This is a genomic window from Aquimarina aquimarini (assembly GCF_900299535.1).
GTDB lineage: Bacteria > Bacteroidota > Bacteroidia > Flavobacteriales > Flavobacteriaceae > Aquimarina > Aquimarina aquimarini.
In genome coordinates this window covers 7,501-20,502 of sequence record NZ_OMKE01000007.1, presented here as the reverse complement: position 1 = coordinate 20,502, position 13,002 = coordinate 7,501, and the positions used below count along the sequence as shown (strand labels likewise).

The window sequence follows — 13,002 nt, the reverse complement described above, 5'->3', positions numbered from 1 at the left end:
ACAACTCTATTCAAATAATTAGATAGACACAATGACGATTATCTTTTCTATTCTAAATAGTCGTTATATTCTTTAAAAATAACACCAAAACAAATAACAAACCAGCAAGAAGCTTGTTTCCTTTTATTCTCTCTACAAAGAGTCTGAAAATTTAATACTTATCAACATTAATCATATTATACCGCATACCTAACATTGCCTCCTGATCATCAAAAGCTAAATAACACCTATAACCATCATCGATATTAATCTCTTTTGTAAAAAAATCTATCCCTTCTATATTTGTTTGATTATTGTCTATCTCAAAAGATTTTAAAGGAATCGATAGTCCCATTCCATGTGCTTTTATAACCGCTTCTTTTTGTGTCCAATACTCAAAAAACGAATTCCTACTATCCTGAGAAGAAATTATCTTTTGCCATTCTAATGTTGTCATCTGTGATTTAAAATCATGAATATCTATGTCTCGAACCACTTCTATATCCACTCCTACCTCACAGCCTTCTGTCACAACACAAACAACCATATTTCCAGAATGAGAAATATTAAACTTCACCCCTCCTTCTTCTACATATGGTTTTCCATACGCTGTATACTGTATTTTTTCTTGGTTGATTTTTCTATTTATATTTCTACAACCTTTATCCAAGAGCACTCTACCCAATAATGACAACTGTGCATCCTGCCATCTTCTATATCTTAAAATTTTTTTATAAAATTTAACTGGAAAATCAAGCGCTATATTTTGTAGCAAGTACTCATGATTTTCTTTATGTATATACGAATAAAGTATTTGAGTCATTCTTCTATTTGAATTAAAAAGGAAAAAGTAAGTTTCTACATCAAAATCACTTTTCTTTTAAATACACATAATTCATTCAAAAATATATTGATCATGATAACAAACAAACTAGAACACCTACATAAGCATAGGTCTAACACTTGATCTCTGAAAATTACAAATTAAGAATAGTATAAAAGCAAAAAATCCACACAAAATTGTGTGGATTTTTTATTTCTGTGGGCGCTAAGGGATTCGAACCCCTGACCCCTTGGGTGTAAACCAAGTGCTCTGAACCAACTGAGCTAAGCGCCCTAAAACAATATTATTATTAAAATGACTTTATCAACTCATCATTTAAAACACAATTCACATTATCTGTAAATTGTAGTGGGCGCTAAGGGATTCGAACCCCTGACCCCTTGGGTGTAAACCAAGTGCTCTGAACCAACTGAGCTAAGCGCCCTAAAAGCGCAATCCGTATTGTGATTGCGGATGCAAATATAACATAGTTTTATTGTCTACCAAAAGTTTTTTTGCAAAAATCAGAGTATTTCTGCCACTACAAATGTACTCCCTCCAACATACACCACATCATTACTTGTAGCTTGCTGTAATGCAGATTCATACGCATCTGTAACCGAGTCATATTTTTTTCCTACTAAATTAAACTCTACTGCTTTTTTCTTCAGTTTTTCTGCATCTAGCCCCCTCAAAATATCTGGTTTTACAAAATAGTATTGCGCATGCATTGGAAATAAAGGCAAAATCGTATCCAAATCCTTATCATCAACAACTCCTAAAACAATATGAAGACGATCGTATTTCTCATCAGACAGTTGCTTCATAACAAACAATAACCCATCTTCATTATGAGCAGTATCACAAATTACTTTTGGTTCTTCTTGTAATATATGCCATCTACCTAATAAATGAGTATTTTTTCTCACTTGTAGTAAACCTTCTTTTATAGACTTATCAGATATTTCCCAGCCTACAGATTTCATCACGTCTACTGTCTGCAAAACTGTCTTTATATTTTCCTTCTGATAATCCCCTTTTAGATCAGAAGTATATGTTTCTCCTTCAAAATCCTCTGCAATGTACAACCTACTATGAAGCTTTCTTGATGTCTCTATAAAAACTTCTTCTGCATCTTTTATGGTCTTACCCACAACAACAGGTATATTTTTTTTGATAATCCCAGCTTTTTCTTTGGCTATTTTTGATATAGTATCTCCCAAAAAGCGAGTATGATCCAATCCAATATTGGTAATCACAGATATTTCTGGAGTAATAATATTAGTAGAATCCAATCTGCCACCTAGTCCAACCTCTATGATTGCTATATCTACTTCTGATGTAGCAAAATATTGAAATGCCATTCCTACTGTCATTTCAAAAAATGACAACTGATTGGTTTCAAAATAACGCTGATGACTTGCTATAAAATCTACTACATATGCTTTGGGCACCTTCTCTCCATTCACCCGAATACGTTCTCTAAAATCCTTGAGATGCGGAGAAGTATACAGCCCAACTTTATATCCTGCTTCCTGCATTACAGAAGCCAGCATATGGCTCACAGAACCCTTACCATTTGTCCCTCCTACATGAATACTTTTAAACGCGTTCTCTGGGTTTTTGAGATATGCGGCTAGCTGAATAGTATTTTGAAGATCTATTTTATACGCACTAGCTCCCTGACGTTGATACATCGGTAATTGGGCAAACATCCAATTCAGGGTCTCCCTATAATTCATACACTATAATTATTCTGAAATTTGAAACTGATAAATAATGGTTCCTACTTGCTTCACAGGAGCTTTAGAATCACTGTTAAATTTGGTAGCCATAGCCGCTTTTTTTGCAGGATTCATTAGACAAGAAGCACTATTGGTTGTCCCTTTGACACCAGGAGTTGCTTTTACCACCTTACCACTTTGGTTTACCTCTATCCGCACCACAACAATTCCTGATTCGTTACAATCAGGCAAAAGCTTTTTTTTATTAAGTGCTTTTCTTCCTCCTAATCTATAATTACCATCACCATCCAGTCCTTTCCCTGTTCCATAATATGCTTTGGCATTAGGGTCTCCATCACGACTTCCTTTGTCACCAGGAGAATTATCATCTCCTTCTCCTCCTTTAGCTTTTCCATCATTTTTCGGTCCGTTGGAAAAACTATTTAAAATATCCAATGTAGATTTATCTGGCTTCGGATCAGGTTTTTTCTCCTCTTTTTTTTCTGTAAGCTTATTCTCTACTTTATTTTTTGAAGTTTCCTTGCGATTATCCTTAGATGTTTCTTTTGTTTTCTCAACCTTCTTTTTAGGTTGTTTTTTTGGTTTTTTCTCAATTACAGGTGCATCTTCTATATCTTGAGTTATCACCTTATCTTTAATCTCAGGAGACTCTTCTTGTGGTTCTGGAGTAGAAGAAGACACCTCTGGGCTTGTCTGCTTTGGGGTTGACTTAATAGGTTTATCAGGCTGAACTTTTCCTGACCCAGTCATTGTAGTTCCAAAATTTACAGCAATACCACTTTCTTCTTCTACATCTATATAATTCAAAATCAGATAAAACAGTAAGAAAACAATCCCTAAATGCACTAGTACTGTAAGTATAAATGATTTTCTTTTATGTTTTGTATCTAGTTTTATCATTATCACTCTGGCCTAACAGCCAATATTACTTTAAATTTATTTCGATTCGCAATATCCATTACTCCAACTGCCTTCTCTATAGGAACTCCTTCTTCTGCTCTAAGAATAATTGTCGGTTCATTTTTTCCTTCTAATCTAGATAGCAAAGTTGATTCTAAACTGCTTTGACTTATACGCTCATCATCTATATAGTATTGCAGTTTATTAGTAATACTTACAGATATATTCTGCACATTAGAACTTTTTCCTTTTGCTTTAGGCAATATTAAATCTAGAGCTTCTGGAGTAATCGCAGGAGATGTTAGTAAAAAAAATACTAGTAACAGAAATACAATATCTGTCATAGAAGACATACTAAACTCTGGACTTACCTTGTTTCTTCCTCTCAAATTCATATTATGCAGGTTCGTTTAACAAGTCTAAGAAATCAACAGCGTTAGCCTCCATACTATGAATCACTTTGTCTGTTCTTACTACCAAATGGTTATACCCTATATAGGCAACAATACCAACTACCAATCCTCCTACAGTTGTTGTCATAGCAGTATAAATACCTTCTGCCAAAACACCCATATCTGCAGTTCCTGAACTTGATGCCAAATTATGGAATGCTAAAATCATACCAATTACTGTTCCTAAGAAACCAATCATAGGAGCAGCCCCTGCTACGGTAGCTAAAATACTTACATTTTTCTCTAGCTTATACACCTCAAGTCTACCTGCATTTTCTATTGCTTTGTTTATATCTTCTAAGGAATGACCTATTCTAGAAATCCCTTTTTCTGTTAATCTAGCAATAGGATTGTTTGTTTGGGCACAAAGTATTTTTGCAGCCTCTATCTTACCATTTACTACACTATCTCTAATCTTATCCATAAAGCCTTCATCATATTTTGAAGCTGCTTTAATCGCAAATATTCTTTCAAAATAAATATAAACTGCTACAAACAGTAGTACAAAAAGGATTCCTATAATAACTATCGCTCCTGTTCCTCCGCTAAGCAAAAGATCCATGATCGATAGTGAATTGTCTTCTACTGGTGTCTCAATTTCTGGGGTATTCTGGGCCAAAGCGCCAAGCATTGATAAATATGTCATTTTGATTTCGTTAATTTAGTGGTTAGTATACTAACGTTAATTCTGTAGGTTAAGTATGTTTAATTTTATAGTATATATATTATCCCTAATAAACCAATACCTCCAAGAACTATTGTATAAGGGAAAGCCATTTTTACCATTTTGGTATATGACAATCCAATCAATGGTGCCAAAGAGGAGGTCAACAAGAATAAAAACGCTGCTTGACCATTTGGTGTTGCAACACTTGGTAAATTTGTACCTGTATTAATCGCAATAGCTAGTTTCTCAAACTGCTCTCTTGATATCACTCCATTATCAAATGCCTGTTTTACTTCTCCTATATAAACTGTTGCTACAAAGACATTATCACTGATCATTGATAATACTCCATTTGCCACATAAAACATTGAAGGTTGCTGGCCTGGATCTAAAGATAGCGCCCAATCAATAATTGGTTTAAAAAGGTGCTGATCATGTATCATTGCAACAATAACAAAGAAAACAACGATCAATCCAGTAAACGGTAGCGCTTCTTCAAAAGCTTTTCCTAGTTGGTGCTCTTCGGTAATTCCCATAAAAGCAGTTTGCACTATAATTAGCGCTAAACCTATTAATCCAACTGGTGCCAAATGCAATGCTAGACCTGCAATTAATAGTAATGCTGATACTGCCTGAACGATTAATCCATATTTGGATTTTTCTGATCGGTTAGCATCTTCTTCTTCTGTATAATTTTCGATAATTTTTCTAGCTACTTCTGGTAATTTCGCTCCAAAACCAAATGATTTTGTGCTTTCTAAAATTACTGTTGTAATCATTCCTGCCCCAAAAACTGGCAATGAGATTGGTGCCATTTTGAGAAAGAATTGTATAAAATCCCACCCCATTCGCTCACCTATCAGTAAGTTTTGAGGTTCTCCTACCAAGGTACACACACCTCCTAGTGCTGTACCCACAACTCCATGCATCACTAAGCTTCGCAAGAAGCTTCTGAATTGCTCTAGAGTCTCTCCACTCAATTCTTTTTTATCCAGCACACCACTCTCATTATAATCTCCTGATCCTGAATGAATCTTATGATACACACCATAAAACCCTACTGCAACACTTATCAATACAGCAGTTACAGTCAATGCATCTAAAAATGCAGAAAGTACTGCCGCTAGAAATACAAATAATAGCGACAATACCACTTTAGATTTTATTTTTGTAAAAACTTTACTAAAGATATACATCAGTAAAGGTTTCATAAAATATATTCCTGCTACCATAAAAACCAATAGTAAAACTACTTCTAGGTTCTGATCAACTTCATGGTATGCGTTTTTTGATGTAGTAAGATTTAATGCTAAGATTTGAATAGCTAATAATCCTCCCGATTGTAATGGGTAACACTTAAGCGCCATTGCCAGCGTAAATATAAACTCTCCTATAAACAACCAGGACGTTATTGTTGGCCCTAAAAAGAAATAAGAAAATACATTAAAAATCAAAAATCCTACCATTACGGCCTTAAACCATTTTGGACTGCTCCCTAAAAAATACTTGAACATAGTTTTACTTGGTTAATACAATTAATATTTAGACTAGCTGTTTGAGGGCTATCTCAAATGCTGTCTTACTTATATTGGTTTTTGTTTGTTTATTATTATAAAGATCCTGAATTGCTTTCTTTATCGTTTCTGAGGTATCTTTAAAAATAGCTTCATCTGTCATTTGCACTTTTCTTTCCATAAAATATGCAAAGACTCTTGCCATTCCACAATTAGAAATAAAATCAGGTATCAAACTTACTTTCTCATCAGTATACTCCATAATAGGTCCAAAGAATATTTCACTATCTGCAAAAGGAACATTCGCTCCACATGAGATAACTTCTAATCCAGAGTCAATCATTTTTGTTATCTGGTCTTTGGTAATCAATCTAGATGCCGCGCAAGGTGCAAAAATCTCTGTTGGCAGTGACCACACTCTTTCATTCATTTCTTCAAAAGGAATGAGTTGTTCACTATATAATTTGTTTCCTTTTTTATTTAAGTACAATTCCTTAATTTCTTCAAAAGAGAAACCTTCTTCTTTGATCAATCCACCAGCATGATCAATAATTCCCACAACTTTTGCTCCCATCTCTGAAAGATAATAAGCTGCTGCCGAGCCTACATTACCAAAACCTTGCACTACAGCTCTCTTTCCTTTTACTTCGCCGCCATAGATAGTGTAATAGTGTCTTACTGCTTCTGCAACTCCATATCCTGTAATCATATCTGCTACAGTATATTTTTTATCTACATCGGGAGAGAACATAGTATTTTCCAGCACCTTGATTACTCCTTGGCGCAACTGTCCTATTCTATTAATCTTATCTGCTTCTGTAGGTTGAAAATGGCCATTAAATACACCTTCCTGAGGGTGCCACACACCACATTCTTCGGTAATAGGGATCACCTCATGTATCTCATCTACATTAAGGTCCCCTCCAGTTCCATAATAGCTTTTTAATAATGGAGAGACTGCTTTATACCATCGTTTAAGTACTCCTTTTTTGCGTGGATCATCAGGGTCGAAATTAATACCTGATTTTGCACCTCCTATTGTAGGGCCAGATACTGTGAACTTAACCTCCATAGTTTTTGCCAAAGAAAGAACCTCATTCATATCCAATCCTTTACGCATTCTTGTACCTCCTCCAGCTGCTCCTCCTCTAAGAGAATTTATAACAGTCCAGCCTTCGGCTTCGGTTTCAGAATCCTTCCAATTAAAAACTATTTCAGGTGTTTTATTTTCGTATTTACTTAATAACTCTTTCATTTTTAAAATTTCAATTTATTGAATAACCAATTGTATTTTCAAAAACATATTTCAAAAAACAACATATTTACTATCGTACTTTTAAATTAAAAATAATCCTCCTTACGGAGGTTAGAGTTGAGTCATATTTCTTGATATTACAATAAATCGAATTACAATCAAATGTGATTTCACAAATATAAAAAACTAAATACGGTAAAACCTGAAATAAAAATAAAATTATAGTAAATTAAGGGAGATCTTTTTCACAGGAGAAAAACAACTTAGATGCTTTATCAAAGAATATATAAAAATTCCCCGACATATATGGCTAAAAGTGATTTTCTCAAAAAATCAAAAAAACAGTAAAACTATCATATTATAGCTTATATTTGTAGAATTACTAAAAAAAAGGGGGGTATCTCATTTTTTTTTCATTAAAAAGTACGAATTTCGTGTTATGCACGCATAGTAAATTATAAAGAAATATGGACTTCAAATTATCAGAAGAGCAGTTAATGATCCGAGACGCAGCTCGTGATTTTGCCAAATCAGAATTATTACCCGGTGTAATCGAACGCGACAACAAGCAAGAATTTCCCACAGAACAAGTAAAAAGAATGGGAGAACTTGGCTTTCTTGGTATGATGGCTTCTCCTGAATATGGTGGAGGTGGAATGGATACAATTTCTTACGTTCTTGCAATGGAAGAATTATCTAAAATTGATGCCTCTTGCTCTGTTATTGTTTCTGTAAATAATTCTCTGGTATGCTGGGGGCTTGATACCTATGGAAATGCTGAGCAAAAAGAAAAATACTTAACCAAGCTTACTACAGGAGAATCAATAGGAGCTTTCTGCCTATCAGAACCAGAAGCAGGTAGTGATGCTACTTCTCAAAAAACAACGGCTATAGATAAAGGAGATCATTATATCCTTAATGGTACAAAAAACTGGATTACCAATGGTAACTCTGCAGATTACTATTTGGTTATTGCCCAAACGGATAGAGAGAAAAAACATAAAGGCATCAATGCTTTTATAGTTGAAAAGGGATGGGAAGGGTTTGAAATTGGCCCAAAAGAAGATAAACTTGGAATAAGAGGTAGTGACACCCACTCTCTTATATTTAATGATGTAAAAGTTCCTAAAGAAAATCGAATTGGAGAAGATGGTTTTGGATTCAAATTCGCTATGAAAACACTAGCTGGTGGCCGAATTGGTATTGCAGCACAAGCTTTAGGAATTGCTGCAGGAGCTTATGAATTGGCAAAAGAATATTCTAAAGTACGTAAAGCTTTTGGAACAGAAATAATGAATCATCAAGCTATCGCTTTTAAACTTGCTGACATGCACACCAAAATTGAGGCTGCAAGAATGCTTGTATACAAAGCGGCAAAAGATAAAGACAATCATGAGAATTATGATCTTTCTGGTGCAATGGCAAAATTATATGCTTCTGAGGTAGCAATGGATGTTGCTGTTGAAGCTGTACAGGTGCATGGAGGGAATGGTTTTGTTAAAGAGTACCATGTAGAACGCTTAATGAGAGATGCAAAAATAACTCAGATATACGAAGGAACTTCTGAAATACAGAGAATCGTAATTTCGAGAAGTATTCTTAGAGATTAATTAAAAATTCTTTAATAAAAAGCCCAGTTTGTGTCTTACAAACTGGGCTTTTTTATTTTAGATATTCTATCTATATTTTCTCCAAAACGTAAACTCACCCCTATCTGAACTGAATTTTAAATTAAACAAAACACATCAAGAATTGCACCTCTATATTCTATAATTACATACATGACTTCTTATTCATCAGCTACATCAATTATCGATTGACAAGGGGGTTGTGAAACACAACCAGCACTATTAGTTTTCCCAAAATCATCTCCTCCCTTAATTCGAAATTTCATTGAATCATCTAATTTTGCAATTTTAATTTTTTGAAGCTTGATTTTATTTTTTCCTTTCATTGTATTTTAATTTGATTCTTTTAGATTTTAAAAATAAGAAGTTAATCTTTATTGAGATCGTTTAATCTTACATTAAAACTTAAATTTTATAAATATTCACCTATTTTCTTAAAGATAAAAAAATCACGACTAACTAGCCCGCAACTCTTTTTACATATTCTACTGGATTACACCCTTTATTCTTAAAAAAAGCTTTTGCAAAAGATTGTATATTATTAAAACCGACCTCCTTTGCAATTGACTTGATAGAATATTGTCTAAACTTTTCATTAGTTTCTATTTGACTTACACAATATTCTATTCTTAAATCATTAATATAATTTGCAAAATTCTTTTGCTTTTCCATATTGATCACTTTAGATAAATAGGTAGAATTTGTTTTTATTTTTTTTGAAACCTTAATTAGAGTAAGGTCGTTTTTTAAATATCCTTGATTACATTCAAAATCATTCAACTTCTCAAGTATTTCCTTAATCAATTTGGCAGAAAGATCCTTATTTGATTTCACAACCTTTACCTTCTTATCCTCTATAGCTTTAACCTTCTCTAGTTCCTTATTTAATTGAATTTTATATTTATTTTTCCTTTTCTTAGAAAAATAAATGTAAAAAGAACTCACTGATATGATCAAAAAAACACTAAAAGATATTGATGTATAAGTCAAAAACTTATTGTCATTTCTAATTTCACTTATCAATTGATCTTTATCTTTGATCAATTGTGGGATATCATACTTTTTTACAATGGAGTTATTTAATCGATTATATTTTATATTAGAAATGCTTTCATACCGTAGCATTTTTTCCATTATTTCTAACTGATTATGTTGATCTTTATTCTTTTTATAATAATCCAGTAATAATGTAAACGTCTCTCCTATTTCTAATCTGTAGTTTGATTCATTAGTTATCTCATCTACTTTTTTTAAATAGTATAGTGCTTTCCCTTCTTCTTTTAGATGTAAATAGATTTTTCCTAAATACAAATACCCTTTTCTTACATTTATATCATTCACATCTTCTTTGGATAAAACCAATGCTTTTCTCAAACTATCAATAGCGGATTGATACTCCTCTCTGTGGTAGCTATTGATTCCATAAATAAATAAAAAATTCGGGTAATAAAACTTATACTTATTAGACAGACTAGCTTTAATACCTTTTTTTAAATAAAAATATGCAGAATCATAGCGTTTAATTCCATTATAACTATCCGATAATTTATATAACGTAGCTATATAAATTTGACTATTTTTTATAGCACTACCTTGTTTTTCTAAAGAGTTATAATTTTGTCTATACACTTGCAAAGCTTCTTTCTCTTTTCCTAAAGTAGTTTTCAACAATGCTATATTGTGTTTTAAACCAATCAATTGTTGTGCATTATTATTCCTTTCTGCATATTGTTTAGCAATCAAATATGCTTTTAATGCTTCATCATATTGTTCTATTGCGCTTAATATATTTCCTTTCATCGTATATCCTGTAGAAGGATAATGATTATTTTTCAACTCTTTAGTTACTCCTATAATAGAGTCTACATATTGTAATGATATATGAGAATCTTTTTTATAGATAGAAAGAAACATTTGATATCCATCGGCTATCTTTTCTTTATCCATTATTTTTTTGGCCTTAAAAAGATATGTACTGGCAATTTTATTTCTAAGAACTGAACCTTTATTTTCATTCTTCCAAAACAACAGTTCCAGTTCTACCAATAATTTTTGTTGTAATGAATCTGAAGAAATAGAATCTACCACTTTCTGCTTTTGCATAGAATACAAAGTAGGCATAAAACACATTAACACAACAAACAAGCAGATAGCTTTCATACGCATTCTAATAAGGGACAAGAATCAACCTTAAACCTAATTCCAAACAAACATACAAAGAATATTAAACTTCAAAAAGGTAATTATACTAGTAAAAAAAAGAATTTAAATATAAAAAAAAGATAAAGTGAAATTTATAACTTCTCATCAAATTACCTTAAAAAATGCAAGCTCTATTTATATATTAGTTTCAATTAAGTTCAATAAAAAAACAATATAAGATTAGTTGTCATTTTCTGAAATATTTCAAGAATTAGAATTCAAGAATAATAGTCTTTTTAATAAATTCATAAAAATACATGCATCAAAATTAATTTGCCCCCTATTACCTTAATCCCAATTCATATCTACATATTCTTTTTCTATATATTTTTTTAAAATAGCAATATCTTCTTTTGACGTTAAATCTGGCACATGTTCTGAAATTGGAATACCTATAACAGACTGTTTATTTTCTTTTACCATGTTTAATAAAGCTGTGGGTAATTCTTTTTCGTTTCGTTTTTCGTTTATAGGACAATTATCAATATAATCCTGAAACATTGCTCCATTAAATTTGAATACATTCATACTTACTCTAAGCTTACCTTCTTTATCCTTATATCGCTGACTATCTATCACTGATGGTTTCTCGATTATATTTTCTAAAAAACCTTCATTATCCAAAGACACCAATGCAAATTGAGCTATACGCTCTATTGGGAACTGCAATGCATCTCTATCATAACTCATAAATGCATTAGGGTGATTTATTTCTCGTAATGCTTGTAATGCTTCTATTGAATATAAATTATCACTATTACATACTGTATAGCTATCATTTCTTAATTGTGGATATTGAATAATTGCTTGACAAAGTGCATCTGCTGTACCAAAAGGTTTGACTCTATTTTTTGGTATGTATTGTACCGCATAATTAATCGTTAATCCATGAAAGTCATTTCCTTTATCCTCTGCTCCATAAAACTCCTTCATCAACCCTCCATTCTCTCCTATAACAATAAAAATTTTGGTGTACCCAGCTTTTTTGGCATTATACAATAGGTAATCCATAACAGGTCTTCCTGCTGCATCAATACTAATAAGAGATTTTGTTCTTGTATTTGCTTGTACTGTTAACTCACTACTAAGTCCTGTTGTTGTTTCTTTTTTCATTCTAGAAGAAGCTCCTCCTGCCAGAATAATTAAATTTTCATACATATTCCTTATTTTTTAAATAACTCTAGCCCCTGCATCTACATTAACAACATATGCAGCTTTACCTTCTTTTTGAATTGCTTCGATAACAGCCTGTTCTTTGTTTTTTGGAGCTAGCGCAACAATACTTCCACCACCACCAGACCCCACGATCTTTACTCCATATGCACCTGCTTCTATAGCTTTTGCTACCATATTATCTATTATAGGTACTGTTATTTTAAGAATATTTTTGAGCACAAGATGATGTTCATTCATTAGATTCCCAATATACTCCATATTGGGGCATTCTTTTTTTAGTTCCTCTAGCGCTTTCAAAGTGATTGAATGATTTTTTAGCGCTGCAAAAAAATAAGGTTTCAATTCTGTTGGAACGTATTTCTCATAGTCATCATATTCCTCTAATTTTGTTCTTTTCAAGTCAAAATCAGGAACTTTATCAGCGATATACTTAATCGCTTTTAATGCTTTTTCTTTTCTATCTCCCAAAGTACCTATGGTTTCTTTTTTTACCCCAGATTCTCCAACAATTAATCCTGGAATATCATTCTTAATAGTATCATAAGATGCTTCTTTACTTGTATCAATAAACAAAACATTGCCTATGCCAATTGAATATTGATCCATCAACCCTCCTGGTTCATTATGTTCTAAAACTTCTGCTTCATATGCAATTCTAGCA

General features: G+C 32.5%; 12 protein-coding genes and 2 tRNA genes (1 of these 14 only partly in view). 1 reads left to right on the top strand and 13 read right to left on the bottom strand.

The genetic code is table 11. The annotated features are described in order from the left end of the window. Positions 1–151 precede the first annotated feature (151 nt). The 9 genes from DG508_RS02365 to DG508_RS02325 form a co-directional block, all read right to left on the bottom strand. Positions 152–802, bottom strand: coding sequence for a 4'-phosphopantetheinyl transferase family protein (locus DG508_RS02365; protein ID WP_108866610.1), 651 nt, complete (start codon positions 800–802; stop codon positions 152–154). A 219-nt stretch (positions 803–1,021) separates the two neighbouring features. Continuing rightward, positions 1,022–1,096, bottom strand: a tRNA-Val gene (locus DG508_RS02360). 76 nt (positions 1,097–1,172) lie between these two features. Continuing rightward, positions 1,173–1,247 (bottom strand) — tRNA-Val (locus DG508_RS02355). 79 nt (positions 1,248–1,326) lie between these two features. Further along, positions 1,327–2,544 (bottom strand): bifunctional folylpolyglutamate synthase/dihydrofolate synthase, encoded by a 1,218-nt coding sequence (locus tag DG508_RS02350; protein WP_108866609.1) that lies wholly within the window; start codon positions 2,542–2,544, stop codon positions 1,327–1,329. Positions 2,545–2,553: 9 nt separating this feature from the next. After that, positions 2,554–3,447, bottom strand: a complete 894-nt coding sequence (locus tag DG508_RS02345; RefSeq protein WP_108866608.1) for an energy transducer TonB — start codon at positions 3,445–3,447, stop codon at positions 2,554–2,556. Positions 3,448–3,449: 2 nt separating this feature from the next. Continuing rightward, positions 3,450–3,842, bottom strand: a complete 393-nt coding sequence (locus DG508_RS02340; protein ID WP_108866607.1) for an ExbD/TolR family protein — start codon at positions 3,840–3,842, stop codon at positions 3,450–3,452. A 1-nt stretch (position 3,843) separates the two neighbouring features. Beyond that, a complete protein-coding gene (locus DG508_RS02335) occupies positions 3,844–4,530 on the bottom strand; it encodes a MotA/TolQ/ExbB proton channel family protein (protein ID WP_108866606.1) in 687 nt (228 codons plus the stop codon). 80 nt (positions 4,531–4,610) lie between these two features. Further along, complete coding sequence (gene nhaB, locus DG508_RS02330; RefSeq protein WP_108866605.1) at positions 4,611–6,080, bottom strand: sodium/proton antiporter NhaB; 1,470 nt, start codon at positions 6,078–6,080, stop codon at positions 4,611–4,613. A gap of 28 nt (positions 6,081–6,108) precedes the next feature. Then, on the bottom strand, positions 6,109–7,335 hold the full coding sequence (locus tag DG508_RS02325) for a Glu/Leu/Phe/Val dehydrogenase dimerization domain-containing protein (RefSeq protein WP_108866604.1): 1,227 nt from the start codon (positions 7,333–7,335) through the stop codon (positions 6,109–6,111). Between the two features lie 467 nt (positions 7,336–7,802). Between DG508_RS02325 and DG508_RS02320 the strand changes: the two genes are divergently transcribed. Then, positions 7,803–8,945, top strand: a complete 1,143-nt coding sequence (locus DG508_RS02320) for an acyl-CoA dehydrogenase (protein ID WP_108866603.1) — start codon at positions 7,803–7,805, stop codon at positions 8,943–8,945. Between the two features lie 179 nt (positions 8,946–9,124). Here the strand turns inward: DG508_RS02320 and DG508_RS20930 are convergent, their stop codons facing one another. From DG508_RS20930 to DG508_RS02305, 4 genes are all read right to left on the bottom strand, one after another. Next, entirely contained in the window at positions 9,125–9,289 is a 165-nt protein-coding gene (locus tag DG508_RS20930; RefSeq protein WP_158250479.1) for a hypothetical protein, read from the bottom strand. A 133-nt stretch (positions 9,290–9,422) separates the two neighbouring features. Beyond that, the gene (locus tag DG508_RS02315) at positions 9,423–11,066 is read right to left on the bottom strand and encodes a helix-turn-helix domain-containing protein (protein ID WP_159090616.1); all 1,644 of its coding nucleotides are present in this window, start codon (positions 11,064–11,066) and stop codon (positions 9,423–9,425) included. Between the two features lie 387 nt (positions 11,067–11,453). Further along, complete coding sequence (locus DG508_RS02310; RefSeq protein WP_108866601.1) at positions 11,454–12,323, bottom strand: sugar phosphate nucleotidyltransferase; 870 nt, start codon at positions 12,321–12,323, stop codon at positions 11,454–11,456. A 12-nt stretch (positions 12,324–12,335) separates the two neighbouring features. Next, positions 12,336–13,002 carry the 3' portion of a GHMP family kinase ATP-binding protein gene (locus tag DG508_RS02305; RefSeq protein WP_108866600.1) on the bottom strand. The gene runs 407 nt beyond the window's last position, so the window shows 667 of its 1,074 coding nt (coding positions 408–1,074); the start codon falls outside the window, past its right edge; the stop codon is at positions 12,336–12,338.